29 protein-coding genes are annotated in these 25,284 nt (G+C 51.9%); 17 read left to right on the top strand and 12 right to left on the bottom strand.

Annotation, left to right across the window (positions count from 1 at the left end; translation table 11 throughout):
• Nucleotides 1-6 precede the first annotated feature (6 nt).
• From BP727_RS01975 to BP727_RS01960, 4 genes are all read left to right on the top strand, one after another.
• The gene (locus BP727_RS01975) at nt 7-288 is read left to right on the top strand and encodes a 2TM domain-containing protein (RefSeq protein WP_276620291.1); all 282 of its coding nucleotides are present in this window, start codon (nt 7-9) and stop codon (nt 286-288) included.
• Between the two features lie 156 nt (nt 289-444).
• The gene (gene purL, locus BP727_RS01970; protein WP_286857136.1) at nt 445-2,778 is read left to right on the top strand and encodes a phosphoribosylformylglycinamidine synthase subunit PurL; all 2,334 of its coding nucleotides are present in this window, start codon (nt 445-447) and stop codon (nt 2,776-2,778) included.
• Nucleotides 2,775-3,584, top strand: a complete 810-nt coding sequence (gene purQ / locus BP727_RS01965) for a phosphoribosylformylglycinamidine synthase I (RefSeq protein ID WP_286857134.1) — start codon at nt 2,775-2,777, stop codon at nt 3,582-3,584. Before purL ends, purQ begins: the two co-directional genes overlap by 4 nt.
• On the top strand, nt 3,578-4,051 hold the full coding sequence (locus BP727_RS01960; RefSeq protein WP_013718166.1) for a phosphoribosylformylglycinamidine synthase subunit PurS: 474 nt from the start codon (nt 3,578-3,580) through the stop codon (nt 4,049-4,051). The genes purQ and BP727_RS01960 overlap by 7 nt, the downstream gene beginning before the upstream one ends.
• A gap of 99 nt (nt 4,052-4,150) precedes the next feature.
• Here the strand turns inward: BP727_RS01960 and BP727_RS01955 are convergent, their stop codons facing one another.
• Nucleotides 4,151-5,083 carry a ribose 1,5-bisphosphate isomerase gene (locus BP727_RS01955; RefSeq protein WP_013718165.1) on the bottom strand — a complete coding sequence of 311 codons (933 nt, stop codon included), beginning with the start codon at nt 5,081-5,083 and terminating at the stop codon, nt 4,151-4,153.
• Between the two features lie 101 nt (nt 5,084-5,184).
• Here BP727_RS01955 and BP727_RS01950 point away from each other — a divergent pair, with 101 nt between their 5' ends.
• Nucleotides 5,185-5,439 carry a hypothetical protein gene (locus BP727_RS01950; protein WP_048131610.1) on the top strand — a complete coding sequence of 85 codons (255 nt, stop codon included), beginning with the start codon at nt 5,185-5,187 and terminating at the stop codon, nt 5,437-5,439.
• A 112-nt stretch (nt 5,440-5,551) separates the two neighbouring features.
• Here the strand turns inward: BP727_RS01950 and BP727_RS01945 are convergent, their stop codons facing one another.
• Nucleotides 5,552-5,707, bottom strand: coding sequence for a hypothetical protein (locus tag BP727_RS01945; RefSeq protein ID WP_157863604.1), 156 nt, complete (start codon nt 5,705-5,707; stop codon nt 5,552-5,554).
• A 137-nt stretch (nt 5,708-5,844) separates the two neighbouring features.
• Here BP727_RS01945 and BP727_RS01940 point away from each other — a divergent pair, with 137 nt between their 5' ends.
• Entirely contained in the window at nt 5,845-6,363 is a 519-nt protein-coding gene (locus BP727_RS01940; RefSeq protein ID WP_013718164.1) for a tetratricopeptide repeat protein, read from the top strand.
• Between the two features lie 40 nt (nt 6,364-6,403).
• Here the strand turns inward: BP727_RS01940 and BP727_RS01935 are convergent, their stop codons facing one another.
• The 7 genes from BP727_RS01935 to BP727_RS01905 form a co-directional block, all read right to left on the bottom strand.
• On the bottom strand, nt 6,404-7,768 hold the full coding sequence (locus BP727_RS01935) for an NAD(P)/FAD-dependent oxidoreductase (protein ID WP_286857129.1): 1,365 nt from the start codon (nt 7,766-7,768) through the stop codon (nt 6,404-6,406).
• Nucleotides 7,769-7,868: 100 nt separating this feature from the next.
• Nucleotides 7,869-8,033 carry a hypothetical protein gene (locus BP727_RS01930; RefSeq protein WP_013718162.1) on the bottom strand — a complete coding sequence of 55 codons (165 nt, stop codon included), beginning with the start codon at nt 8,031-8,033 and terminating at the stop codon, nt 7,869-7,871.
• A gap of 124 nt (nt 8,034-8,157) precedes the next feature.
• Nucleotides 8,158-9,225, bottom strand: a complete 1,068-nt coding sequence (locus BP727_RS01925) for a hypothetical protein (RefSeq protein ID WP_013718161.1) — start codon at nt 9,223-9,225, stop codon at nt 8,158-8,160.
• Between the two features lie 217 nt (nt 9,226-9,442).
• Nucleotides 9,443-10,123, bottom strand: coding sequence for a (Fe-S)-binding protein (locus tag BP727_RS01920; RefSeq protein ID WP_013718160.1), 681 nt, complete (start codon nt 10,121-10,123; stop codon nt 9,443-9,445).
• Nucleotides 10,095-10,793 carry a GTP-binding protein gene (locus BP727_RS01915; protein ID WP_013718159.1) on the bottom strand — a complete coding sequence of 233 codons (699 nt, stop codon included), beginning with the start codon at nt 10,791-10,793 and terminating at the stop codon, nt 10,095-10,097. Before BP727_RS01915 ends, BP727_RS01920 begins: the two co-directional genes overlap by 29 nt.
• Nucleotides 10,790-11,575: an ATP-binding cassette domain-containing protein gene (locus BP727_RS01910; protein WP_048132734.1), complete on the bottom strand. Its 786-nt coding sequence runs from the start codon at nt 11,573-11,575 to the stop codon at nt 10,790-10,792. Before BP727_RS01910 ends, BP727_RS01915 begins: the two co-directional genes overlap by 4 nt.
• Before the next feature lie 89 nt (nt 11,576-11,664).
• Nucleotides 11,665-12,888 (bottom strand): cysteate synthase, encoded by a 1,224-nt coding sequence (locus tag BP727_RS01905; protein ID WP_013718157.1) that lies wholly within the window; start codon nt 12,886-12,888, stop codon nt 11,665-11,667.
• 141 nt (nt 12,889-13,029) lie between these two features.
• Between BP727_RS01905 and BP727_RS01900 the strand changes: the two genes are divergently transcribed.
• Together BP727_RS01900 and BP727_RS01895 are read left to right on the top strand one after the other, a co-directional pair.
• Nucleotides 13,030-13,545, top strand: a complete 516-nt coding sequence (locus tag BP727_RS01900; protein ID WP_286857123.1) for a helix-turn-helix domain-containing protein — start codon at nt 13,030-13,032, stop codon at nt 13,543-13,545.
• Nucleotides 13,546-13,561: 16 nt separating this feature from the next.
• Nucleotides 13,562-14,161, top strand: a complete 600-nt coding sequence (locus tag BP727_RS01895) for a hypothetical protein (RefSeq protein WP_286857121.1) — start codon at nt 13,562-13,564, stop codon at nt 14,159-14,161.
• A 120-nt stretch (nt 14,162-14,281) separates the two neighbouring features.
• Here BP727_RS01895 and glpQ read toward each other — a convergent pair whose 3' ends face one another.
• Together glpQ and BP727_RS01885 are read right to left on the bottom strand one after the other, a co-directional pair.
• On the bottom strand, nt 14,282-15,508 hold the full coding sequence (gene glpQ / locus BP727_RS01890; protein ID WP_286857119.1) for a glycerophosphodiester phosphodiesterase: 1,227 nt from the start codon (nt 15,506-15,508) through the stop codon (nt 14,282-14,284).
• A gap of 86 nt (nt 15,509-15,594) precedes the next feature.
• Nucleotides 15,595-16,182, bottom strand: coding sequence for a metallophosphoesterase family protein (locus BP727_RS01885; protein WP_286857116.1), 588 nt, complete (start codon nt 16,180-16,182; stop codon nt 15,595-15,597).
• Between the two features lie 507 nt (nt 16,183-16,689).
• Here BP727_RS01885 and BP727_RS01880 point away from each other — a divergent pair.
• Nucleotides 16,690-16,881, top strand: a complete 192-nt coding sequence (locus BP727_RS01880; RefSeq protein WP_273278794.1) for an antitoxin family protein — start codon at nt 16,690-16,692, stop codon at nt 16,879-16,881.
• Nucleotides 16,878-17,333, top strand: coding sequence for a PIN domain-containing protein (locus BP727_RS01875; protein ID WP_273278793.1), 456 nt, complete (start codon nt 16,878-16,880; stop codon nt 17,331-17,333). Before BP727_RS01880 ends, BP727_RS01875 begins: the two co-directional genes overlap by 4 nt.
• Nucleotides 17,334-17,722: 389 nt before the next feature.
• Here the strand turns inward: BP727_RS01875 and BP727_RS01870 are convergent, their stop codons facing one another.
• The gene (locus BP727_RS01870; protein WP_273278791.1) at nt 17,723-18,385 is read right to left on the bottom strand and encodes a 2,5-diamino-6-(ribosylamino)-4(3H)-pyrimidinone 5'-phosphate reductase; all 663 of its coding nucleotides are present in this window, start codon (nt 18,383-18,385) and stop codon (nt 17,723-17,725) included.
• 97 nt (nt 18,386-18,482) lie between these two features.
• Here BP727_RS01870 and BP727_RS01865 point away from each other — a divergent pair, with 97 nt between their 5' ends.
• The 7 genes from BP727_RS01865 (at nt 18,483) to BP727_RS01835 (ending at nt 25,154) form a co-directional block, all read left to right on the top strand.
• Nucleotides 18,483-19,583: an amidohydrolase family protein gene (locus BP727_RS01865; RefSeq protein WP_273278789.1), complete on the top strand. Its 1,101-nt coding sequence runs from the start codon at nt 18,483-18,485 to the stop codon at nt 19,581-19,583.
• Nucleotides 19,584-19,604: 21 nt separating this feature from the next.
• Complete coding sequence (locus BP727_RS01860) at nt 19,605-20,042, top strand: universal stress protein (protein WP_013718135.1); 438 nt, start codon at nt 19,605-19,607, stop codon at nt 20,040-20,042.
• Nucleotides 20,039-20,899, top strand: coding sequence for a CBS domain-containing protein (locus tag BP727_RS01855; RefSeq protein WP_013718134.1), 861 nt, complete (start codon nt 20,039-20,041; stop codon nt 20,897-20,899). Before BP727_RS01860 ends, BP727_RS01855 begins: the two co-directional genes overlap by 4 nt.
• Before the next feature lie 58 nt (nt 20,900-20,957).
• Complete coding sequence (gene thrC / locus BP727_RS01850) at nt 20,958-22,307, top strand: threonine synthase (RefSeq protein WP_273278788.1); 1,350 nt, start codon at nt 20,958-20,960, stop codon at nt 22,305-22,307.
• 21 nt (nt 22,308-22,328) lie between these two features.
• A complete protein-coding gene (locus tag BP727_RS01845; protein ID WP_273278787.1) occupies nt 22,329-23,300 on the top strand; it encodes a 5-methyltetrahydropteroyltriglutamate--homocysteine methyltransferase in 972 nt (323 codons plus the stop codon).
• A 250-nt stretch (nt 23,301-23,550) separates the two neighbouring features.
• Nucleotides 23,551-23,958, top strand: coding sequence for a DUF1699 family protein (locus tag BP727_RS01840; RefSeq protein WP_013718131.1), 408 nt, complete (start codon nt 23,551-23,553; stop codon nt 23,956-23,958).
• Between the two features lie 506 nt (nt 23,959-24,464).
• Nucleotides 24,465-25,154 carry a class II glutamine amidotransferase gene (locus BP727_RS01835; protein WP_273278786.1) on the top strand — a complete coding sequence of 230 codons (690 nt, stop codon included), beginning with the start codon at nt 24,465-24,467 and terminating at the stop codon, nt 25,152-25,154.
• The last annotated feature ends 130 nt before the right edge of the window (nt 25,155-25,284 follow it).

Below are 25,284 nucleotides of genomic sequence, written 5' to 3'. Positions count from 1 at the left end.
GAAAGAATGGCGGGAAAAATTGATGAGTATAAAAAGCTCTTCCGAGAAGCCACGGTTGCTGACCAGATGAAGCTCTTCAAACTCCACATCGCTATATATCTGGTAGTGAACGTAATTTGGCTGATATTGAACATGATGGGCTATATAAAAATTGATCCTGCCCTGGCGATGTGGTACTCGCCAGTCGGATGGGGCATCCTGGTGATTGTGCACTACTGGTTCTACATCCGGGGAGCAGAAAACCTGTGCATGCTCAGGGAAGAGATGGTGGAGGCCAAGATAGGATAAGACCCTGGAAGTGCTCAATCGAGTAAAGCAATGGGGATTATAGCTGCAATTAATCCCTCTATTTTTGTATTGATTAATTCCTCCAACATCCACCCGAATCGATAAATTCATAACGTTCCTCGTATGCATAAGATTAGCTACCAGAGGTGTACCCAATTGAAGATAATCGGTCTTGCCGATCCTGAAGTAGAATCAAGTCTCCGCGGGGCGGGCATAGGCATGTCCGTCGATGAAGCGCGTTCCATCGCCCAGGTTCTGGGCCGCGATCCAACCCTCACCGAGCTATTCTGCTACGATGCCATGTGGTCGGAGCATTGCTCTTACAAGAGCTCCCGCGCCACTTTAAAGGAATTCCTGCCCTCAGATGCCCCCAATGTAGTAATGGGCCCGGTCGAGGACTCGGGAATAGTGGCCATAGATGACAAATGGTGCGTGGTCATATCCCATGAGAGCCACAACCATCCCAGTCAGATCCTGCCAAATGAGGGGGCAGCAACGGGCATCGGGGGAATCGTCCGCGATGTGAACTGCATGGGGGCAACTGTGGTTGCCACCGCGGACCCTCTGCGCTTCGGAGATCCTTTCGGCCCCAAGGCCAGCAAGGTTCGCTGGGTGGCAGAGGGGGTGGTGGACGGAATCTGGCAGTACGGCAATGCCCTGGGCGTGCCGAACATAGCCGGGGATGTGGTCTTTAGTGAGAGCTTCGACGATAACTGCCTGGTGAACGTGGTGTCCCTGGGAATAGTCCGGCGCGACCAGATTATCCGATCCCGCGCTCCGCCGCTGGCGGGGGAGAAAAGCTATGACGTTATCCTGGTGGGCAAGCCCACAGACGCAAGTGGGTTGGGCGGGGTCACCTTTGCCTCTGAGGCTCTGCGAGAGGAGGACGAGGAGACCAACCGGGGAGCAGTGCAGATCCCTGATCCTTTCCTGAAGAACGTCCTCTTTAAGGCGAACAGCGATCTATTCCGCATGGTGCGGGAATCGGGAATCGAGATCGGGTTCAAAGACCTTGGTGGCGGGGGCTTCACCTGTGCCACATCGGAGATGGGGGCTGCGGGAGGCTTTGGCATGGAGATCGACCTGGACGAAATGCACAAAGCAGCAGACTTTCCTTCTGAGGTGCTGAGCATAGCCGAGACCCAGGAGCGTTTCTTGATCATCGCCCCTGAAGAGCTGAGAGAGAAGATCCTGAATATCTACAATGAGGACTGGGATCTGCCCAACGTCTACGAGGGGGCAAGGGCGAGTGTTGTGGGCAAGATCAATACCGGCGACAGGTTTGTCGTCCGGCATAAGGGAGAGACGGTATGCGATGTGCCCATCCAGCACCTCACAGCGGGCATCCGCTACCAAAGGGCTGAATCCGAGAGGATCTATAGCGAATCTGAGCCCGAAACCCAAGAGCCTGAGGACTACAATGAGGTTCTGCTCAAGATCCTGAATTCGCCGAACATCGCCTCAAGGGAGCATATCTACCGATACTACGATACCGAGGTCATGGGCAATGCGGTGATCAGGCCGGGCGAGGCGGATGCAGGGCTCATCGCACCAGTGCGGGGGGAGAGGTTCGGCGTGGCACTGGCCGTGGACTCCAATCCCTTTTACGGCCGGATCAGCCCCTATTGGGGGGGAGCGACCTCAGTGGCTGAGGCGATGAGAAATGTGGCTGCCATAGGCGCGACGCCAGCCACTCTCACCGACTGCCTGAACTACGGCAATCCGGAGAAGCCCGAGGCCTTCTGGGAGTTTCGGGAAGGGGTGAAGGGATTGGCCGAGTCCTGCAAGAACCTCTGGCTGAAGGACTATAAGGATGAGAGAATTCCCGTGCCCATAGTCTCAGGAAATGTGAGCTTCTACAATGAGTCTCCCCAGGGTTCTGTGGACCCCTCGCCTGTGATCGCCTGTGTGGGAATCATAAGGGATTTCGATAAAGCGATCACTATGGATCTGAAGGCGGCGGGCGAGGAGCTTTATCTCATCGGCCCCCGGTTTGATGAGCTGGGAGGCTCGGAGTATTATCAGACCATCCTCGGAGTGATGGGAGCGAATGTTCCTCGGGTTCGATTTGACCTGGAGAGGAGCATGATCTATGCCGTCATCGATGCCATTGATGAGGGCTTGATTGCTGCAGCCCATGACATATCCAATGGCGGGCTGGCGGCGACGGCAATGGAGATGGCCGTAACCCGGCCGGCTAAGTTCGGCCTGGAGCTGGACCTGGATTGTGTGGTGTGCGGCGACTTGGATCTGAGAACCGATAAGCTGCTTTTCTCAGAGTCTTCGGGATTCCTTCTGGAAGCAAAAGCAGGAAAGGAGAAGAGGCTGGAGGAGCTACTGAAAAGCTACGACCTCCTGCCGGCAAAGATCGGCAGGGTGACGGCGAAAAGAAGGATCAGGATAACCAGAAAGGGGGAGACGGTGGCCGACCTGGACCTGGATCTGGCGAGGAATGCATGGACCCGTGGCCTCGCGGAGGCGATGAGATGAAGATCGCAGTGATGCAGTTCCCCGGGACGAACTGCGAGTTCGAAACCCTGGTGGCAGTCAAAGAGGTGGGCATGGAGGGCGAGATCTTCCGCTGGAACCGGCCAGAGGAGGAGCTGTCCGGCTTTGATGGATTCATCATTCCGGGAGGATTCTCCTATCAGGATAGGGTTAGGGCGGGAGCCGTCGCCTCCAAGGAGCCGGTCTTGAAGGCTCTGAAAGAGGAGGCGGCATTAGGTAAGCCGATTCTGGGAATCTGCAATGGCTTTCAGATCCTGGTCGAGACTGGCCTGTTGCCTGGTCTGGTCCCTGGCACGGGAAAGGTACAGATGGCTCTGGCCCAGAATGTGATGGTCTCCAAAGGAGAGATCGTCCGCCGGGGCTACTACTGCGACTGGGTGTACCTGCGGCACGATGCCTCATCCAGAAGGTGCAGCGGCTCGTACCAGATTGAGATGGGCGCTCTCCTGAAGATACCGATAGCCCATGGAGAAGGAAACCTGGTAACTGCATCGCCTGGCCTGATCAAGAAGCTCAATGATCAGGAGCAGGTGGTCTTCCGCTACTGCGACCGCAACGGCCGGGTGATAGACGAGTTCCCGGTGAATGTTAACGGCAGCACAGAGAGCATTGCTGCCATCTGCAATCCAGAAGGAAACGTCCTGGGAATGATGCCCCATCCGGAGAGGGCGTTCTTTGCCTGGCAGCTTCCCTCCTTCGATCCGAGAAAGCACAGGCCCAATGAGCCGGGTCCTGGAAGGAGGATCTTTGAGTCGATGAAGCGCTACATAGAGGTGGAGTCATGTTGATCAATCTGCGCGTCTGGCTGAAGATACCGGATGCAGAAGCGGCCACGGTGAAGAACACCCTTGTCCGGCGACTGAGCTATGGAAAGGTTTTAGAGGATGTGAAAAAGGAGCGGCTCATTTCCATCCAGGTCGATTCCGGGGATCCTGAGGAACTGGCCAGGGCTTTTGCCCGGGAGCTGGTCAATGAGAACAAAGAGAGCCATAAGATCCTGATTGACCGGCTGGAGTTCGAGGAGGGCTATGTGCCGGTTAAGGTTGCCCTGCATATAGAGGATGGCGAGGCAATTGCCATCAGGGACAGGCTCAGAAAGAGGTTAGGCTACCAGAATGTGGTGGACGTGAAGAAGGCGACCGTCTGGAAGCTGTACTTCAGGCTCCTCCGGCCGGAGGCGGAGATCACTGCCCGGGAGATTGCAGAAAAGCTGCTCATAAATCCGCATAAGGACAGCTATGAGATAATGCTGTGAAACAATAATGCGAGGATTTGGTTGGGGGCAGGAGATGATCTGGTCTCCATCACCTTTTATTGATCATCGATCATGACCTTCAATTCATCTTCATCTCACTCAGCTGCTCTCCACTTTCATCTCCCAGCCCAGCCGTTCCCGGATGATCAAGTAGCTCATCTCCGGCGATATGGCCCCTGCCTCAGTGCAGATCAGGTCGATGTACTGATGGGGGGTGACATCGAAGGCGGGGTTGCGCACCCTGACGTGTTTGTATTTGGAGATATCGGCCAGTACTTCTGTGGCCTCACGCTCCTCGATGGTGACCAGCTCCCCTAAAATCGTCTCCGGGCTGAACTTATAGGTCTCGGCAGCCACCATGAAGCTGGTCCTGGCCTCGCGGGCGCACAGGGCGATCTGGGCGGTGCCGATCTTATTGACCAGGGTGCCGTTGGCGGTTATCACATCCGCTCCCACCACCACCAGGTCCACGTCGTTCATAACGCTCCGCACCGCCGAGTCCACGATCAGCTCCGTCTCTATGCCCATCTGGTCGAGCATGCCGATGGTGGTGATTCCCTGGAATCTGGGGCGGGATTCGGTGGCTATCACCTTGATATTCTTTCCGGATTTATGGGCAGCACTGATCACGGAGATGGCGGCATTTGAGTTGCAGTGGGTGAGGACAGTATCCCCTTCTCTGATCCTCTTACTGCCGATCTGGCCGATCTTCTCCACCGCTTTCTGGGAGTTCTCGATGAAGCGATCTGCATTGGTGGCTATGGCCTGGCGGGCGCCATCGATGTCATCTGCCTTATACTTCATCACCATTCTTATGGCATTGGAAAGGGAGACTGCCGTGGGCCTGGTCTTGAGGAGCAGGTCTGCGGCAACCGCGGTCTTCTGGTTGAAGTCCTCGAAGCTCTCCGCCTGGACGGCCAGAGCATATTCCTTCAGAGAGGCAGCTGCGGCAGTGGCAATTCTCCCTGCACCTCTGATCTCCATGCTGCTGATCTTCTCTGCAGTCTCCGTAACCCGATCTATTGGCTTCATTCGGGGTTGTTTTCGCCTGCTAGAGTTAAATCTATTTCCTGCCCTGAGAAGAACAATAACTATAACTTTGCATCTCTTTAATTGTCCTCGGTTGACAAACGATGGATACAACAGACTTCGATATCATAAAAGCAATTGCCAGCCTCAAGGTGCCCTATCCCAAAGCGGATAGGATTCTCTCCATGGCAAATATAGATCCAGAGGAGCTCGGCGCGCGACTGGGAGGACTGGAGATGCAGGGGTTTGTCAAGACCCTGAGCGAAGCAGATATGGAGGGCTCCAGTCTCCCTAACGGCATAACTGCCGCAGGGCTGACAAGTCTTGGTAAGAGGGCTTTATCAGGGCCGAGATGGTAGGGCAATTACAGCCCAAATGACATTATGGACCGGTCGATCTTTTGCCGCCGGGTTGGGAGGCAGGATCGCTTCTGCGGTCTCCTGCGGCATTTTGCTGGTAGCAGCGCAGCAATCACAGCTTGCCCTTGAGAAGCTGGTAGACGAAGTAGACCAGGAGGATGAATACTGCCACTCCTGCCAGGTACCAGATGGCTCTCCAGATGGCGATGACGATTATGACTGCCAGGGCCAGAATGATCAGGTTCTTGATGGTATTGTCGTTTGCCATGTCCATCCAATATGCCGTGTTATGATATAGCTGTTTCGAGGGAAATGGCAAGAGACTGCCAGGCCTGTGACTTCGGATAAAACTGCACCTCTTCTTCAGGCACAAAAGCTATACAGCAAGAACATGGGCTTATCCGCATGAAAAATACTGACCCATACGACCAAAATGCGGGTAGTTGGACTGGAACTGATCCATTTTCTACAGGACCGAGCGGGCATGAAACAGATCCATTTGAGCCTGATATTCCTAATCAGTGGGTAAATAAGGGACATGAGCTTGTTAAAAAAGGGTCCTATAAAGATGCAATCAATTGCTACAATGAGGCCCTAAAGCTAAATCCCAACTTGCCGAGAGCTTGGTGTTCAAAAGGCTATGCCCTTATTAAATTGAAGAAGTACAAAGAATCTCATGCATGTCTGGATGAGGCTTTGCGAATCAATCCAAGACATGTCTCCTGCTGGACCATAAAGGGCTGGGCATTTAATTGCCAGAATAAGCACAAGGATGCCTTGGTATATCTGGATAGAGCCATTGAACTAGATCCTCATTATGTAGATGCATGGTACCAGAAGCATCTGGCACTCAATGATCTTAATCGTAAAGCAGAAGCGGATGTGGCCCTCGCCAAAGCCAGAGAATTAGGCTTTAAAGGCTAATATTCATTTTCCCAGGTCGCAATGCTCTTCATTTGAGAGGCTAATTCATTTTGCCATCCCAGCTCTTTCTTATGCTTCTGGCAGCCAGCATTGCTGTGGAAAAACAGGACTGCAAGTTGTATCCTCCTGTATCGCCATCCACATCGAGCACCTCTCCTGCCAGATATAACCCCTTTACCAGTCTTGATTGCATCGTCTTGGGATTGACCTCTCTCCAGTCCACTCCTCCCCTTGTGACCATGGCCGCTTCAAAGCCGTCCGGCCTTGATACGGTAAGCGGCAGGCCGACCAGAATATCTACCAGATGCATTCGTTCCCTTCTTCTCAGTTGAGAGAGGCCGAGATCTGGATCGATCCCACAGATCTCAATAATTCGCCCAATCAGCCTGGATGGCAGAGGGACGGAGCAGGGAATACTGGATAGGAGCGACTTTACCGTGCGGCTACCCTCCTTTCCAGATAACTCTAGAAACCATCCTTCCAGATCTGCACGCTTCTCTTTAGGGACAAAAGAGAGCTTCAAGATATCTTCTGGCTGGATATACCGGGACAGGTCAAGAATAGCAGGACCGGAAAGCCCTTCGTGAGTGAGCAGAATGTCGCCCTGTCCTTCCCTGGTCTTCTTGAGATTATTTAAAGAAATTTTTATATTGTCTAACGATATACCTGCTAGATCATGGAATGGATAGTCTTTTATGATAACTGGGGTCAGAGCTGGCCCGATCTCTGTCAGCCTGTGGCCGAGGGAGCGAGCGAATCTATAGCCGTCTCCAGAGGAACCTGTGGCAGGATAGGAGCATCCGCCGGTGGCAATGACCAGAATGGAGGATCGATAACTAAAGCCGTCACCCAAGAGAGCGAATCCGTCCTCTATTCTGTTGACAGTCCTGACATCCTTCCGGCATTGGATTTCAATATCAGCCTTCTTGCAGTCCTCGATCAGGATGTCGAGCACATCCTTTGACCTGCGGGTCTGGGGAAATATCTTGCCACTGGGCTCGCTTGCCATTTCGAGCCCTTTTGCCTTAAAGTAATAGATGAGATCCTGGTTTGTGAAGCCCATGATGGCCGGCCGAAGAAATCGGCCATGCTCTCCGTAGTGATTGAGGAAGTTGCGGATTTCTCCCTCATGGGTTATGTTGCATTGGCCGGAGCCGGATAGGAGAAGCTTCCTTCCGGGGGATCCTTTCTTTTCAAGGATGAGGATACGCCTGTTATCTCTTCGATGATCATCATTTCTGGCGTTCTGCCGGCAGTTTATGGCGCAAAATAGGCCTGCGGGACCTGCGCCTATGACGATCAGATCATATCTCCTGCCAGGGCAATCATCAAGAAGCCCTTTCTGCTCCAATTCACTCTGGTCTTCAACTTCTTGCCGCATGAATACAGCCCGCATCAATGTCATTCTCTCATTGAATTCCTGTCTGTGGCAGGGATCAAGAAGGAGAAAAGCTTAACCCAGAAGGCTTGGCAAACGGAATTTAAATAAAAAATTTTAGATTATATCAATGCACCTTCAAATCGATTCCCTCGATCCTCCCTCGCATCCCTTCGGAGTGCACCACCGCTCCCGAGTGCACCTTCTGCATCATGTAGTGCTCGGACAGAAATCGCACCGTCTCCCCCACCTCCGGCCTCCTGCCCCGGCAGACAGTTCCCTCAAAGGCCAAAACCAGGCATAGATCTGGCTAACTCGTTATCAAATCCGCCAGCTCCGAATAGCCCTTGCCAGAATCCACGCCATTGGTTATCAGGGAAAAAATAAAATAAGTAGGCTCTACCTGATTCGTTCACTTACCCCGTCTCAGGCATGTCTTCACAATAACAATCTCGTCCAGTCCATACACAATAAGGATTCCGCAAACAATCTCTTTCTTCACAAGAACAAGATGATCTTGTCCATTGGCAGCCATCTTCTATACATGCATCGGTTGGAGTGAGACAACGCCCGGATCTTCTTGAATAAGTAAGACCTTCGCAGCAATTATATGATTCATCAGTCTCCATCCCATCTTTAGCGCAGCATAAATTCGCCTTTGCATCTCCTGAGCAACAGACATCCTCGGAAGATCCAGATGGTATTCTTTCTCCAACCTCAATACAATCACATATGCCAAAAACGCAACTCCCGGAACAGCAACTGAGAGGATCTGAAGAGCAATCTGAAAAGGCGGGTTTACAGCTACTGAATTGATCTCCTGACACGGTTATGTATTGGGGACCGGAGCCCAGATTAAATGGCTCTGAATAAGTAGCAATAAGACCTTTTTCGATATCCATAGTGCCTTCCTCAATGGCTATCGCCTTTAAAGGTTCTCTAATTCCAAGCGCCTTCATTTCTGGGATCTTATCAGGATCCAGAATGATGACAAATTTCAAGGCCACCTTCTTTGTTCTCCGATCTAAAGTTCCATTGAAAGCCTTGATATCGAAGTTACTTCCATCCAATGCAATTCGATTAGATCTAATAATCTTCTGTGGACTACCTGGTGGCAATGGTAGATTAAAAGGATAGATCTCCAGACGTATATCTGTAAGTTTAACATTAAGCTTATCTGGATTAGCTGTTGGCTCAAACAATAATGTCATATTTCCGAAGCCTTTGATGTATACATCTCTTGCATTCCTCTGCTCTATAGTAGCGCCTATTTTCATAATGAAATTCTGAGTTATTGGGGGGGTCATACTTGTTACTGGTCCTCGCATGCAATTCGTGCCGAAATCCACAGCCTCAGAGCGAGAGTTCTCATCGTCATCGTAGATCCTATCATCTATGGCTTCACAAAACACTATCGTTGAAGATATAACTATTAAAAATAAAAAACAATTTATGTAATATTTTTGACTCAGAATGCCCATCATATCACCATTAATAATTATGGTACTGATTAGATATATAACTATTTTGCCATGTTGGAAGTTGATTTGCCGTATAAACCCACATTCAGTTAGTTCGAGCTAAAAATTAAGGCCGTCCTTTACTATTATTGCAGACGGATTAGAAGCTATGCAAAGAATCATTATTTTGTCAAGTTGCATCGACTCTATTTCTTAGGCTTCCTTGCGGGAGGCTCTCTATCTACCACACCTTCAAATCAATCCCTTCTATCCTCAACCTCTCCCCCTCCGAGTGCACCACCACTCCCGAGTGCACCTTCTGCATCATGCAGTGCTCGGGCAGAAATCGCACCGTCTCCCCCACCTCCGGCCTCCTGCCCCGGCATATTGTGCCCTCGAAGGCCAAAACCAGGCATATGCCAATGTCCTCGGGCGCAGGCAATCCCAGGAGCAGATGAACCGGCCCGATCAGATGGACGGTAACGACGCCCTGGCTGGATTTGAGCACTTTGGCAAAATGAGTGATGGGACAGCCCAGCGGCCGGTAGCGGAAGATGTCGCCCTCCTCAAGCCGGGCCTCGGGATTGAAGGGATGCAGGTCCTCCCGGCAGGATGGCTCCCCTGGAAGGGGTGATAGAGAGAAGTCAGCCATAAGACCATCCAAAACGCCTACTATCTCCTCTGTCCTCTCCGAAGAGCCGAGGAGGCCGGCAATCTCCTCCGCCCTGCCACTGAACCTCTCCTGCTTGAGGATGGGACACCTCACAAGGCCTGCCACATCCACCAGCTTTCCGGCAAACTCCCGGCAACTGGAAAATCCGCACTCCCCGCAGTTGTACCCCGGCAGGAGCTTCTCAATCCGCTTCACGATCCTCCAAACCTCATCAACCTCATCATTCGCCGGTGTACTCCATGAATCCATCCAGATGACGGAGCATTCCCCTGTGGTGCTCCTTGGAGACGCGCAACTCGCCGGTACATAAGGTGCAGATGGCTAAAGGAGGATTATGCCGCAAGGTCATCACTCCCGAGATCTCCGGCCAGCTCAAGATCAGCTCGGCGAATTCAGAGGAGCCCTTGCCGGTCAGGCCGTTTGCCTCGATGATCCGGCAACCGGGATTTGCTTCCAGGATGCGCTCTCTGAAGACCTCCCTCTCCGCCTGGGAGACGAGGTCGCCCTTGGTCATGACCGCAGCATCGGCGGTAGTGAGGAGCGGCCCCACCTTCAGCGGACTGTTGGGGCCGGTGGTGACATCGATCACGCAGATGGCCAGAGCTTGATCCGGATAAGGAGCGCAGCGCAAGCAGAGGCCGGCAGTCTCGTTTAGCAGGATTCCCGCCCCCTGCTCCTTTGCCCAGCCGAGCATCTCATCCACATTGTAGATGGCATAGTGATCGGGACACATATCCTTTGACAGGCCCACGGCTACGGGCAGGCCGAGCCTTTTGAAGCGGAGGTCGTCCTCGGTCCACATGCAGTCGATCTTCACCAGAGCAGGAGCAGCTCCTGCCTTGATCAGATCCTTTACCGCATGCATGAGAACTGATGTCTTGCCCGATCCCGGCGTCCCCGCCACCACCACCATCTTCAAGCTACTACCTCGCCCTGACGGATGGTCTCACGCAGGCCGGTGAGCCAGCCGTCTACCCTCTCGATATCCAGAAAGATCCTCTGCTCCTCGTTACTGGTGCTGATGACCTTGGTCATGCCCCCGTTTTTCATCACAATCCTGCGGGTGGCCATCAGGGCCAGCATAGGATCGTGAGTTACCACCACCACTATCTTTCCCTCGCCGGAAAGGAGGCGCAATGCCTCCTGCTTTTTTATTCCCGCGTTCTCGATCTCGTCTATCAATACTATTGGCGAGTCGCTGATAACAGCAATGTCCGCCACCATCAGGGCCCGGGATTGGCCGCCGCTGAGAATGGTGAGCTGAAACTCGGGGCTTATGGGCTCACCGGTCAGGGTATTGGCCAGCTCGATGACTTTGTCCGCCTGATTAGGATCTTTGCCCCGAGACTTGGCATGCATCCGCAGGAATTCTCCCACCTGCATGTCCGCCAGGAAGTGCATATTCTGGGAGAGCTGGGCGACCAGCTTCTTTCTCGGGTCATAACGCTGCTCGTTTTTCGGCACCTGGCCATTGATCAGAATGCTGCGCCCAGTGGGGGTATCTCCTAGAGCAAACTGCTCTATATCGGAGATAAGAGTGCTCTTGCCTGAGCCCGTGGGCCCTACGATTCCTATTATCTCTCCCCGGGAGATCTCTATCTCATGGACAAGATCCTGGTGGCCGCACTTGTCCACTCCACCCTGAACGGTGAGCGTCAAGGGCTGACTGTTGGTCTTATCGCGGACCGCTGCCTGGCTCATTGCAGTGCCCATCGGCTTATCAGCTATATCAGCTATATCAGCTATATCAGCTATCTTTATCCGGCTCATTGTATTGCTAATAGTCTGGCTCACGATCCTTCCTCCAGAAATAGGGCTGCATCCTCCCAAGAGGAGACTGCAACATCCGGCTGCAGCATATGGCGGGAATGATCCTCTTTCATCCTTGCCATGCCGCCGCCGGTTATATTGAGAAGTATGATATCCTTTGAGGAGACGCTCTTCGCTTCTATCGCCTTTTGCAGCGCGGCCACAGCAACGGCAGGGGCATTGAGAATATCTATCTCCTCAGACTGCTCGAATAGGTCCCTGGCTTTGCTGGCCTCTCTGTCTGTGATTCCGTAAACCATGCCCTCCGTGGCCTTCAGGGCGTCTCTGACTCCGCCGGGCATGTCCAATGGAGGCTTGCGATTGAACAGGACATCATCGAACATCTCCTCCTGGTACGGCTCGGGCTCCAGAGCTTTCCAGGCATAGTAGATGGGGGCATTGGGTATATTCTGGGCCAGATGCAGCCTGGGCAAAGGAAGTTCCGGGTGGAACCGGCCATCGTTTTTCAGCCGCAGGCTGGCCTCCCAGGCGGATATGCCTCCAGTGCCGCTTCCCACCGCCTGGAAATAGTGATCGGGCGTGCGTCCAATTGTTACCGCTGCATCCAGCATCACCGTTCCCATTCCATCCCGGCGGGCGATATTCCTCGCCCCTCCCTCGGGGGTGAAACCCTTTCGGGATTGCACCTTCTCTGCCATCTGAATGGCATCAAGGTAATCGCCTTTGACTGCGATCAGAGTTATTCTCCCTGGTGGTACAATCGTCCACATTCTTTCCAGAGCTTTTTCCGGAACAAATAAGACCAGCTCCTGGCCAGTCAGAGATGCTATATGGGCAAATGCGCGGGCGGTGTTTCCTGCTGAGGCCACCACCAGTGATGACCTTTCCCCCTTATCCAGGAGCATCTGCATGGTTGGCGCAGCTTCCAGGTCCTTGAAGCTACAGGTGGGCAAACTTGCATGCTTCTCCGGCCAGTAGCCATTGAAGCTGATATAAAGGTTCTCTAGATCCAGCTCCCTTGCCAGCCCCTGGCTTTTGTAGGTCACCGACCTTCCGGTTGCTTTCTCAATAATCCCCTTGACAGGAAGCCAGTCAATGAATCGCCAGATACCGGGAAGGTCCTTTATCTCCAGCTGTCTGGATTTGTACTCCGCGCGCAACAGCGAGCTATCATGAGGGCAGCTAAGTGAATATGGAGGCCGAACCGATCCATCGCTCACGCATCTGAGCAGATATTCTCCCATGAGAGATACCTTAACCAAAGGGAATATAACATTTTCTATTTGCGACCAAATTTTATCCTTTTTGTACAAGAATTATATCCGGCGAGCACGTTTAGGTTATATCCCAAAAGTACAAATATTAGCTGTTGCATACCCAATAGTATGCCAAATGTGGAAAGGGTTATGAGATCTGCCTTCCAGTCGGATGAGAGCCTGCGTGACACCTTAAAAGAGGTTATCGGGGAGCTGGGGCTCTCTGCGCGTGAGTTCTCCCGGATCTCTGAGATACCCCAGAGCACTCTTTATAAGATCCTTTCCGGCCACCGGGAGCCGAATATCACCACTTTGCGCCAGATTGTGAAGACCATCCGCCAGCTGGAGGGTTCGGGAGGAGACTTCATCGCCATCATCGCCGCCCGGCCAGTCCTGGACAAGATCAGCGAGAAGAAGATGAAGATAGGAGACCGGTTGCTGACATTGAGAGAGTATTCGGCAACCAACATCGAGGAGGCCATAATTGCCGCGGTGAGGGCGGAGAGGGATGGAGCCTCGGCTCTGGTCTGCGCTCCTATCGTCAGCCCTACGGTGGAAAAGCTGCTCACCATTCCTGTGGCTACCATAATACCGCAAGAGAGCGTCGTCCGGGCGATTGAGGTTGCCGCCAGGAAGATCGAATAGGATAGGATGGATTGAAATGAAAAATATCCCTGCTGTAGCGGCAATATTGATCACTTCACTGCTGTTTTTCCTTGCAGTCACTTGCAGCTCCCAGAACGCACCCGAATTCCAGAGCGTGAGCGGCGAATTTGCCAGGGACTGGATTGAGAGCTTCAAGGCCGAGAATCCTCAGCCAGTTCAGGAAAGCAGCGTTAGCAAAGTCGAGAACAACAGCAGCAATCTATGGAACTGGGGAGGCGTCCCCCGAGGGAGCAGGATAGAGGACGGCAAATTGATTGCCGATCCCAACTATATTCAGGGGAAGCTTAACCTCAGCGAATGGCTGGATGATGCTTATACCGATCCAGATACAGGCTTGCCTTTGCTGGAATATCTGGATCCATTCACCGGCAAGAAGACCTACACCTACCTGAATCCAGACACCCAGCATCCTATATTCACCTACTACAGCTATCAGGATGATAAAACGGGAAGGACGGCATATTCCTATATCGATCCCCTGACAGGGGAAGCAGTCTATTCCGATGAGCCTCCCATGGATATATTGTATGACCTGATCGCCGGCCTGGCAGATCGAACAATAACCAGTCATCGTCATCGGATTTTGCCGTCCTGACCAGGGCGGCTTTTGTAGAAAGCTTTTGGCCGATGCCGAATGATAGGTGCCGGAAAAAGAGTTGGCTGGGATTATCTCAAGCATTGGCCTCAGCCAAGCCGAAGATGATCCAATCCAGGATCAATTTGCTGACTGCAGGAACGCAACCGCCCTGTCTGTGAAGTCGGTGAAGAGCCCATCCACTCCGTATACAAAGTAGAACTGGTTCAGCTCTTCGGTGAAGTCCGAATATTTCTCAGGCAGGCTGTCGGCGCGCATCGTCCAGGTGTGGACCTGGAGACCATCGTCGTGGGCCCACTGAACCAGCTCGGGGTTGGCCTCGATGTACATCTTATACGGGCCAACGCCATCGGCAAAGGTGGCGATCTCCTTCAAGCCTTCCTGAGTTATCATGGAGCTGTAATTCTCACCGGTATCGCTGTTGTTTCCGGTGTCCACCAGCTGTACCAAAGGAAGCTTGGTGCCCAGATCGTCTCTCATCATTCTCAAAGAGTGGTTCTCAGAAGACTGGACGTATATTCTGGCGTTTGGGCCCTCGTAACCATACTGGGCCAGGAGATCCAGCAGCTTCTCCTCCATGGGGAGCCCCTCGGCAGCGTGCCATGTGGGGCTCTTGATCTCCGGATAGATCCCCACGTTCCTGCCGGTAGCCTTGTTGAGGCCCTGAATGAGCTCGAGTATCTCTGCGAAGGTGGGTACCTCAAAATCGGAGTTGTTCTGGGGGAACCTACCGGCAAAGACCGCCGTGCTGTCTGTGTTGGTCCTCTCGTGGACCTTGAGCTGCTTTATCTCTGAGAGGGTGAAGTCGGCAGCATACCAGCGTCCATCTTCTCTCGCCCTGTCGGGGAAGACCTCTTCCACATTGGTGGTGCTCTCCAGATGGATGTCGTGCAGACATATGAATACTCCATCCTTGGTCAGCACCAGGTCGGGCTCTATGTAATCGGCTCCCATTCCATAGGCCAAGGCATAGGCCTCCAGAGTGTGCTCGGGCAGGTAGCCGCTGGCACCCCGGTGGGCTATCACTAGCTTCTCCTCGGTAATGGCTGGTGAGATCATAATGGCTCCTATATTCAACACCGCGTTTCTGTCAGATGGCTCGCCCTCAGCCTGAGCCACGTCCTTTCCCGCATCGATGAATTCCTGTTTGGCCACGTCTCTCACAGTCTCGTTATCATACCAAATGACTTCGACTGTAAATTCAGACCCTGATAGCTCGCATACGGTGTATGCACAGGGGTAACTGCAAGTGGCGGGACAGCTTACCTCGTATAACCCATCCTCTTCAGCAATGTCTGTGATGTGAATATGACCAGAGATGGCCAGCTTGGCATCATGAGATTTCATGATTTCTTTAACAGCTTCAGCATTATCACAGTAGTAGAGAGGATCGGATACACCTTCATGCTGATTTAAAGCGTGATGCACGACTACTATCGTGGTTTTTCCTCGTTATCTGCCAGGTCCTGTTCAAACCAGTCCAACTGTTCCTGAGATATAACGCCACCCCAGTCAGCAGAATGGTTTTCATTAGAGGAGGAGTCCAGTGCAACAAGGTGAACGCCTTGCACAGGGTCCACACTGTACCAGAAATTGCCTTCATGCCAAGGCATGGGGTAATACTCAACTATCTTTTCGATAGGCCAGTTCTCTGCAGGCAGACCTTCCTTGAACACATCGTGGTTTCCAGGAACTATATAGTAGGGTATATTGAGGCCGTTCAGCTGCTCCAGAACCCTCTGATGGTTGTAAGGTTCTGAGTCTTTAGTCAGATCACCGGAGACGATAACGAAGTCCACATCTCCCATGGAATTGATATCATCTATAATATCTCCCAGGATCTGATCGTTATAGTGGAACATTTTGTAGGTGTTCTCTGTCTCATTGAGCCCCAAATGAAGGTCGCTGATCACCACGAACTTCACAGAATCTGTGACGTTTTCGTTACCCAGCCCTGTAGATGATAGCAGGACGAAAAGGATTACGTGAGCATACAAAAACGCCGCGACTGGACGATTCATTTTCATTCATATCACCAAGTTGTATCTTTTGACTTTCGATTCATCTTGGATCGATAAAAAGTTAGGCTAAATAGAACATATATTAACATTATAGCACAATATCCTTCATAATGTATAGTCCTGACCAATGAACTTGACTAAATCAAAAAGTTCCGACGGAATCCAAGCGCTCCGATAGCCTGTAATACAGTGGATAAAGCTCTCAAAAATATCATCCACGATAATGCGCATATCCAATTTAGAAGAAAATCTAATCACCAGGTAAAGTGCATAGGCTAGCGAGGCTATGTGGGGGGAGGAGAGAAAACTCCCTGATGGATGAAGCACTGTCAATTTATCTGGGAAAATATGTCGTGAATGGCTCTGAATCCATGAATTGATACCAGCAATGTTATAAGAGTGATGGAAGCGAGAATTAGTTATGGCCTATGTGCCTGGGGTATCTCACGAAGCCTTGAGCGAGAAGAGTATTTAAGCCGGCAAGCTAAATAGATCCATGGGCAAATTATGAGCACATCCAAGACCATCGAATGCATCTATGAACGTGGCGTCCTAAAGCCGCTCCACGAGGTAGATTTTAAGGAGGGAGAGAGGCTGAAGCTCACGATAAAGAGATTCAATATCTCCGATTTTCTCGGGGCATTTGGCGAAGGCTCTATAGAAGAGTTTGAAGAGTTTGAAGAAGAGGCCCAGATGTGATCTTTCTAGATACAAATGTGCTATACAGCGTTTTAGTGCAAACGAAATTCAGCAAATCCGCCCAAGAGATCATTTTGATGCCATCCGATCTGGCGACATCATCAACGGTTTTGAGCGAACTAGTCTTCATATCCCTTCGCAAGCTCTGCAAAGAACGATATGGGACCAAGAACTACTCAGAATTTCGCAAGGCCATTGTTCAAAGAGGTTATGGTCCCTTTAAGGAGGATTTGGATCTCTTGTTCAGGCTTATTGAAGAGCGGGAGGTCTCAATTCTTCCTATTAATGATGACCTGAATGAGTGGAAGGGTATCATGATCAGATACAATTTATTGCCCAATGATGCATTGATCGCTTCCACCTGTCTTAAGCATGAGATCTCCAAGATTGCCACATTTGATAGTGACTTCTCAAGAGTTGATTGGCTGAAGATAATCGGTAAGAAGCAATGACATCTGTATTCTTCCTGATCGAAAGATGACTGTAGCCAAAAGCTCTGCTCGAACTCCAGGACCCAGTTCTAGAGCTCGAAAGCAGAGGTCATTCAAAAGCTGCTAACACTCTTGAGAGTTTCCTGTTCTGCCTATGGAAATACAGGTCATTTCACAAATTCTCTCGGGCTGGAGATTGAACACCGATAAATTCCATTCTCCCACAACGGCTCCAGAATCTGCCGGAGCTGGAGGACCCGGTTTGCAGAACAGAAGGCGGTGGCCTGATGAAAGTCAAATCCCGCAGCCAGCTCCAACAGGCCGCAACCAACATTTTCCAGGACCTGGAGAAGAACTACCAACCCTGCGAAATCGTCTTCATAATATCAGAGCTGCTTTCGGTGAATCCTTTAATGAAGCTCCCACTGAAGCAGGAGGCCCTCATCCAGCCTCTGAACAGACTGGAGGCTGAGCCTGGGAAAGGAATTCCGAAATCCAGGGCCATCTACCAGGCTGGGAGCTCTCTCTCCCCCTATTATCAGCCCTCCTATGTAGATGTAAATCTCATCGACCAGACCAAGCTCTATCAATGACCAGTTGAGGCGGGCGCCGCCTTCTACCATAAGGCGCCTTACCCCCCGGTTATGCAGCTCTTCCATGAGCCCTGGCAGGTCCACCATCTCGGTGCCGCATTTGATTATCTCACAGCCAGATCGAAGCCTATCCAGCCTCTCCTCAGGGGCAGAATAGGATACTGCGATCATGCATCCCGGCCCGAGGATCTTTGCATTGGCCGGAGTTCGAGCGTTGCTGTCCGTCACAATTCGGAAGGGCTCTTTCAGCTGCCCCATATCCTTTCTCTTCTCCCGCAGGATCCTGGATTTGACCCTCAGCCCGGGATCGTCTGCCAGAACCGTCCCCACCCCCACCATGATGGCATCGCTTGCAGCCCGCAGCTCATCTACCCTCATTAGATCCTCTTTGCCCGAGATCCTTATCTGTCTGCGGTCTCTTGAGCTGATCTTGCCGTCCGCGCTCATGGCGCTGTTTATGAAAACAAATGGCCTGTTCAAATGATCTCCGCCGTCATATTCTCGCCGTATTCTTATTAGGATCCTTTTGTTCTACTATGAGAAGCTAAATACATTGCCTCGTCTTATAACCATAGCCATGTCAAATATCGCCAAGCCCAAAGTAGCTCCGCCTGGTGCAGCCAGGCTCAAACAGGATGAGCTCATTCTGCAGGGAACCATAATCTATGGCGATGATTTCCAGCCCATTGAGGGCTACATCAGCATCCGGGATGGAAGCATAAAAGAAGCGGGCACCGGTCAAGTGGACGCCGATCTTGAGGGGATAGTCTGCCCTCGTTTTGTCAATTCTCACATTCATCTGGGCGACTCGGCATTCAAAGATCCTCCATTCCTCCCCCTCTCCGAGCTCGTCGGCCCAAAAGGCCTGAAAATAAGCCTGCTGAGTGAGACGCCGCGTGAGCGTCTCATTGAGGGCATGAGAAGAAGCCTGGCCCAGATGGTGGACTCTGGCACCTATGCCTTTGCTGACTTTCGCGAGGGGGGCGAGGCAGGAGTCAGGATGCTGCAGGAGGCGGCGAAGGATATGCCCCTCCTCGTGCGCATCTTTGGCCGGCCAGCGCAGGGAGAGACGGAGACGCCGGAAGGCTGCTATGGCCTGGGAATAAGCAGCACCAGGGATTTCGATCCCAGCCTTATCCAGAGAATGATCTTGGAGGCGCGCCGGGCGGGCAAGGCGGTGGCCATCCATGCGGGCGAGTCAGCCAGAGACGATATACCGGATGCCTTCTCACTTCTGCCCGATCATATGGTGCATATGAGCCGAGCAGAGGAGTCTGACCTCAGATCTGTGGCCCAGAAGGGCACTCCCCTGGTGATCTGCCCTCGGTCGAATCTGATCACTGGCTCAGGCCTTCCAAATGTGAAGAGGATGATTGAACTGGGGATAACTGTTGGAGTGGGGACGGACAATGTGATGCTCAACTCCCCGAATATGTTCATGGAGATGCATCTGATCAGCAGGGCTTTGCTGCATGACGATAGACAGGTATTTAAGATGTGCACTCTAAATGGCGCTGAAATAATGGGGCTTGATCAGAAGCTCGGGTCCATAAGGGAAGGAAAAGAGGCAAAGGTGATGGTCATCAACGGAAGCTCAGACAACCTTTGGGGATCGACTCATCCTCTCCGCAGCATTGTGCGGAGGGCCGAGCCAACTGATATATTAGCGATCTTCTAGCTTTAATTATTGGGGTGGATCATGTTCGAGAAGATTCTAGCGGCAACCGATGGATCGGAGCACGGATTGAGAGCGGCAAAAGTAGCAGTGGAACTGGGAAAGATCTCAGGAGGAAAGGTCTATGCCGTCTATGTAGCGGACACGCAAAGGACAGCTCATCTGCCCGATGATATGCTGCTGTTCAGCATCAAAGAGCTTCTGCTCAAAGAGGGAAAGGAAGCGATAAAACAGGTCCAGGAGCTGGCAGAGAAGAATGGCGTCGACTTCGATGGAGCAGTTGTGGAAGGCAATCCCAGCGATGAGATCATTAGCTATGCTAAGAAAAAGGGGGCAAATGTAATCATCGTCGGCGCTGTGGGACGCACTGGGCTTGACAAATTCCTCCTGGGAAGCGTGGCTGAGAAGGTGGTACGCAACTCCAGGATTCCCGTTTTGACTGTTCCGAGGGAAGAGTCTTGAAGATTCTTGTCAGAGATGTGATGGTTCGGGAGGTCGCCTATGCCGAGATCCCCGGAAACAGGGACGATGTCTTGAAGACCCTTCAGGACCGGAAGGTATCCGGCCTGCCGGTGGTGAAGAAAGGAGAGGTGGTGGGGATCATAACCCGATCCGATCTGCTCCGCAATCGGGAGGAGGACCAGACTGCTCTGCTCATGACCCGCGATCCGGTTGTGATAAGCCCGGACAGGAGCATAGTTGAGGCTTCAAAGCTTCTTATCCAGCATAAGATAAGGCGCCTTCCTGTGGTTGAGGGCAAAGAGCTGGTGGGGCTGGTCACAGTGGCGGACATCGTCCGGGTGGCAGAGGGCATGAACATAGAGGAGAGCATAGAGCCGTACCTGGAGAAGGAAACGGTTGTACTCTGGAGCGAGATGCCCCTGCCGGTAGCAGGATCGATCATGGAGTTTGCGGCTGTCGAGGCCTGTCCGGTTATAGATACCGACCTGAAGCTGGTGGGCATGATCTCTGACAGGGATCTAATCAAGGCCAGCGTCATCGAGGATTCGGTGGAGAAGACGGACATGTCCGCAGACGGTGGGGAGGATGCCTGGATGTGGGACCGGGTGATGCGAACCATCAATAAGTATTACACCGTCTCCAGGATAAGGCTGCGCGATATACCCGTACGCGAGGCAATGGTCCCGCCAAAGACGGCATTCAAGACGGACAAGGTGAGCGACTGCGCTGCTGTAATGCGCAAGAACCGGATCGATCAGATGCCGGTGGTTAAAACGAGCCGCAAGCTGATGGGAATGCTCAAGGATACCGATATCCTGAGAGCTCTGGTGGACTATTGCGAAAGATCAAGCGCTTGAATTCAATCGGTCAAATGGCGAAGATTTAAAGATCAGGCCATCTCAACCACAAAGGACTATGTCTCTAATCAAGTTCTTCAGCACCAACGGCCACCTGGATAGGGTGGACTTTAAAGGGGCTCTCCTGGCTGGCCAGGCCCCGGATAAGGGGCTCTATATGCCCGAGATGTTCCCTTCTCTCTCCCCGGAAACCATCCGGAATTTTCCTCAGATGAGCTATCATCAGATCGCATACCAGGTCATCAAGCCATATCTTGGCGACCTGGTGGAAGAATCGGCTCTAGAGGATATGCTAAAAGACGCCTACAGCTATGAGGTTCCCCTGGAGCGGGTCTATGACGGCAAGTACCTGCTGCGGCTGGATCGGGGTCCTACCTGCTCATTCAAGGACTTTGCCGCCAGGCTGATGGGCAGGCTGATGCAGTACTTCCTCAAAGAGGAGGGAAGGAGCATGATTATTTTAACTGCCACTTCTGGGGACACCGGCTCTGCGGTAGCGCATGCATTTTATGGCCTGGAGAATATAAAGGTGATAGTGCTCTTTCCGGAGAGTGAGGTTACGGAAAGGCAGCGCCGGCAGATGACCACACTTGGCGAGAACATCTATCCTCTGGCCGTATCCGGCAAGTTCGATGACTGTCAGGCCCTGGTCAAGCAGGCATTTGTCGATCCGGAGCTCAAGGGACTCGAGCTCTCCTCAGCCAACTCCATAAATGTCGGCCGGCTGCTGCCCCAGGCGGTCTATTACTTCTATGCTCATTCCCGGGTTGCACCCGGAGGAGAGGAGGTGGTCTTCTCTGTTCCCAGCGGAAACTTCGGCGACCTGATGGGCGGGCTTATCGCTCTGAAGATGGGGCTTCCTGTGAAAAAGTTCGTGGCGGCCACCAATGAGAACGACGAGTTTCCTCGCTTCATGCAGACCGGCGTCTATGAGCCAATCCGGCCGAGCAAGAACTGCATCTCCAATGCCATGAACGTCGGCCATCCCAGCAACCTTGCCCGGCTCTTCTCCCTTTACGGCGGCCAGATGGATGAGACCGGACAGGTAGCCAGGCAGCCGGACCTCTCCGCCATGCGCGAGGAGATCTATGCCGTATCTATCAGCGATGAGGAGACCCGCCAGACCATCAGAGAGGCTTACTCTCAGTACAAAGTCCTCCTCGAGCCCCACGGTGCAGTTGGATGGGCGGGGCTGGTGAGGTATCTGGATGAATTCGGAGACTGGAGCCCCGCCGTCTCCCTGGAGACGGCAGATCCTGCCAAGTTCCCGGATGAGATTGTGCGCCTTACAGGGGTGAATCCCTCTCTTCCTCCAGCCATGGCCAGTCTTGATGAGAAGGAGGAGCACTACCTGGAGATGGATGGCAGCTACGCTTCACTGAAGAATTATCTGAAGGGCTTTTTCTGATCGATTACTGGAGGCAATAGGATGGAGCAGGAGAGAATATTCTTCGATGATATCGGCAGCTATCCCCTGCCCAGGGGAGTTAGGCTGGATGGCCTTTCCAGGGATCGGTATCTGCAACTCGTAGGCCAGGTTCTGGCCGAGAAGATCCGTGCCGGGGTGGAGATTCCTACCTATCCTCAGCTCCGGGATATGATTCGCATGTTCATGGACCCCATCAAGGATCCGGATATGACTGAAAGCCCCTTTCTGATCCGGAGAGAAAAGGCGGAGATACTGGAGCTACAGGCCGTCCCTCCCGGTCAGAAGGTGCGGGTCTGCGTCACGGGACCGGTTGAGTTATACATATCCGCTTTTGCGGCGACGCATTACACTGATATTCTTTATACCCTGGCAGAGAGCGTTTCCAGGTTCCTGCAATGGGCAAAGGATGAGGGAAAGATGGCCGTCGCCTCACTGGACGAGCCGAGCTTGGGCCTGAACTCCAATATCATCTTCTCTGAGGAGGAGATTCAGGAGGCTCTGGAGATCGCCAGCCGCCCCTGTCGGGGAATGCACTGCGAGGTGCACCTGCACTCACCTCTCTATGCCGAGCTGTGCGCGCACGTCTCGGGGATAGATATCTTAGGAGTCGAGTCAGCGGCTCATCCTGATTACCTGAAGCTGATCGAGAGGGAGGTCCTGGAGGAGACTGGGACATATCTGAGGGCGGGAATCGCTCGCACCGATATCTTCTCTCTGTCTGCCCAGCTTAATGATAGATATAAAGTAAATCTATGGGAAGATCTGCCCCGTCTGGAAAGGGAGATCATCAGCTTGGAATCGCCTCTTATCATGAAGGGCAGGCTGGATCAGGCCTATGCCCAGTTTGGCGATAGGCTAATTGCCACTGGCCCGGACTGCGGATTGGGGTCATGGCCAAGCCAGGAGCTGGCTAGAAGCATTCTGGGCAACTGCGCAGCAGCTATTGCTTCTTTTCGCTCTGAGCATCCCTGATCATTCAAATAATCTTTGATTGAGGCATTGGACCTTCAGTATTTGCCAGGCAATTGCTGTTGTGAAAATATAAATTGTTTCTTATCATAAAAACATATGGGATTATTTAACATTTATTTGACCGCTTTTGCTATGGTAAAGGCCGGAGCATAAATATTTTCCTAATTCAATTTCTGATCTCAGTATATCTAATTATGGAGTACTATGATTACCATTATCTATAAATATTTTAAGAGCATTGGTATGTATCATGAAGCTGAGGGTAGTAAGTTCAAAAAAGGAGATCACAGATCTGAACAGGAATGAGCAGTTGGTTCATCTGGCTTTCAGGGCCTCTAACATGGATGTGATGAATCTGGTGCAGTCATGCCCCCGTCTGCGCGCCGTTCAGATACCACCATCTTACCATGAGACCATGTCCCGGGCCGCTCAGCAGTTCCTGGAGATTCAGGGAGTTCAGCTCCTGAAGGGAGATGTATGGGGCCACCGTAAGGACATCGACGAGTATTATGCCATTGGAGAGCAGATAGTCAACCGGATCTCCACCCTCATGTCCGAAGGAAACAGCATTGAAGAAACTGTGAGGAAGCTGCAAAGAGAGACCAAGCTCTCTGAGGATCTCATTCGCTATATCTTAAAAGAGCAGGTGATGGCCTAATCTCATCCAGGCTGACGGGATCTAAAAACCCCCAGCTCGAAGCATAACTCTTTTTCAATTATCTCTGCCTGCCAGAAAAAGCAGAGGCTCCGAGGAAGAACAGGGATATGAGGGCACAGGCTTTCTCATGCAGAGCCTAAAGGATGATGCGTGCATTCTACATGCACGTTTTCAGGCATATTCTCCATCGCAGTTCGCAGATAAATTGTGTGTCCCAGTCACCATGGCAGGGATCGGATGAGCACGAGCGAAGGCGCAACGGCAAATATATGTCAGAAACAAGCAACAAAATTAAATAATTGAAATAGATAGATCGACTTGGCATATGCTGCGCAGGAAAAATTTAAATTCATATCATGATTGAGGCGAAGGAATTAAATCTCGTCTAGCGAGGAAATTCGGTGATGGTATGATTCGCTCTATAGCTGGTCAATGGCCTCTTGAAAAGTTAATAATAATTATATATAAAAATATTAATATAATTTATTAATCTTGGATGGCTGGGAATGGTCGGGATCATTGGTTACATCGGAAAGGAAGAGGCCAAGCCCATCTTGCTCCAAGGACTTAAGAACCTGGAGTCAATGGATTATGATTCTATGGGCTTAGCTACCTTATCTGACCGGCTGTTTATCGCAAAATCTGTAGGGAAACTGGATGGAGTTCTTGATGAGCTTTCAAAGGAGCTTGAGGGAAACATCGGCATAGCCCATGCCAGAAGAGCCACACACGGGCATATATGCGTGGCCAACGCTCACCCTCATACAGACTGCAAGAACAGGATAGCCATTGTTCACAATGGCGTAATTGATAACTATAGGGAGCTAAAAGAGGAGCTCCTCTCCCGGGGCCATATCTTCACCAGTAGCACTGATTCCGAGGTGATCGCCCATCTCATAGAAGAGGGCCTAAAGGCAGGTCGTAGCTTTATCGCTGCCTGTATGGATGCATTCAAAAGGCTGCAGGGCTGCTATGCATTGCTGGTGATCTCTCCGGACGCCCGCAGGCTGGTGGCCTTCAGAAAGGATCTGCCTCTCGTTGTCGGCGTGGCGGAAGGAGGAATCATATTCGCATCAGATGCATCAGTCCTCCTTCAATGGACTCCCAAGATGATCTATCTGCAGAACAACGATGTGGCCGTAGCCTGCAAAAAGGAGCTGGTGTTGCGCAATCTTATCGACGGCGAGGAGGAATAGGCTTGTTAAAAAATATTCTCTTTACAACCGCAATACTTTTTTATTATGGTGCCAGCCTTCTATAGAGGACAACGCCGATCTGATGATCAGAATTGGCGAATCACGGAGGACAAAATCATGAAGTTGTTAG

This window comes from Methanosaeta sp. UBA356 (genome assembly GCF_002496465.1).
GTDB lineage: Archaea > Halobacteriota > Methanosarcinia > Methanotrichales > Methanotrichaceae > Methanothrix > Methanothrix soehngenii.
The sequence above is the reverse complement of the archived record's forward strand: the minus strand, read 5'-3'. Positions and strand labels throughout refer to the sequence as shown.

Coding starts and splice junctions, on each gene's coding strand:
- BP727_RS01910 (WP_048132734.1), bottom strand. CDS start 11,575: ATGAGCCAGGCAGCGGTCCGCGATAAGACCAACAGTCAGCCCTTGACG.
- BP727_RS01905 (WP_013718157.1), bottom strand. CDS start 12,888: ATGGGAGAATATCTGCTCAGATGCGTGAGCGATGGATCGGTTCGGCCT.
- BP727_RS01865 (WP_273278789.1), top strand. CDS start 18,483: ATGTCAAATATCGCCAAGCCCAAAGTAGCTCCGCCTGGTGCAGCCAGG.
- BP727_RS01925 (WP_013718161.1), bottom strand. CDS start 9,225: ATGATGGGCATTCTGAGTCAAAAATATTACATAAATTGTTTTTTATTT.
- glpQ (WP_286857119.1), bottom strand. CDS start 15,508: ATGAAATCTCATGATGCCAAGCTGGCCATCTCTGGTCATATTCACATC.
- BP727_RS01975 (WP_276620291.1), top strand. CDS start 7: ATGGCGGGAAAAATTGATGAGTATAAAAAGCTCTTCCGAGAAGCCACG.
- BP727_RS01845 (WP_273278787.1), top strand. CDS start 22,329: ATGGAGCAGGAGAGAATATTCTTCGATGATATCGGCAGCTATCCCCTG.
- BP727_RS01950 (WP_048131610.1), top strand. CDS start 5,185: ATGGATACAACAGACTTCGATATCATAAAAGCAATTGCCAGCCTCAAG.
- BP727_RS01920 (WP_013718160.1), bottom strand. CDS start 10,123: ATGGATTCATGGAGTACACCGGCGAATGATGAGGTTGATGAGGTTTGG.
- BP727_RS01955 (WP_013718165.1), bottom strand. CDS start 5,083: ATGAAGCCAATAGATCGGGTTACGGAGACTGCAGAGAAGATCAGCAGC.
- BP727_RS01945 (WP_157863604.1), bottom strand. CDS start 5,707: ATGGCAAACGACAATACCATCAAGAACCTGATCATTCTGGCCCTGGCA.
- BP727_RS01885 (WP_286857116.1), bottom strand. CDS start 16,182: ATGAATCGTCCAGTCGCGGCGTTTTTGTATGCTCACGTAATCCTTTTC.
- BP727_RS01880 (WP_273278794.1), top strand. CDS start 16,690: ATGAGCACATCCAAGACCATCGAATGCATCTATGAACGTGGCGTCCTA.
- BP727_RS01840 (WP_013718131.1), top strand. CDS start 23,551: ATGAAGCTGAGGGTAGTAAGTTCAAAAAAGGAGATCACAGATCTGAAC.
- thrC (WP_273278788.1), top strand. CDS start 20,958: ATGTCTCTAATCAAGTTCTTCAGCACCAACGGCCACCTGGATAGGGTG.
- BP727_RS01860 (WP_013718135.1), top strand. CDS start 19,605: ATGTTCGAGAAGATTCTAGCGGCAACCGATGGATCGGAGCACGGATTG.
- BP727_RS01940 (WP_013718164.1), top strand. CDS start 5,845: ATGAAAAATACTGACCCATACGACCAAAATGCGGGTAGTTGGACTGGA.
- BP727_RS01835 (WP_273278786.1), top strand. CDS start 24,465: ATGGTCGGGATCATTGGTTACATCGGAAAGGAAGAGGCCAAGCCCATC.
- BP727_RS01960 (WP_013718166.1), top strand. CDS start 3,578: ATGTTGATCAATCTGCGCGTCTGGCTGAAGATACCGGATGCAGAAGCG.
- BP727_RS01900 (WP_286857123.1), top strand. CDS start 13,030: ATGCCAAATGTGGAAAGGGTTATGAGATCTGCCTTCCAGTCGGATGAG.
- purQ (WP_286857134.1), top strand. CDS start 2,775: ATGAAGATCGCAGTGATGCAGTTCCCCGGGACGAACTGCGAGTTCGAA.
- BP727_RS01935 (WP_286857129.1), bottom strand. CDS start 7,768: ATGACATTGATGCGGGCTGTATTCATGCGGCAAGAAGTTGAAGACCAG.
- BP727_RS01895 (WP_286857121.1), top strand. CDS start 13,562: ATGAAAAATATCCCTGCTGTAGCGGCAATATTGATCACTTCACTGCTG.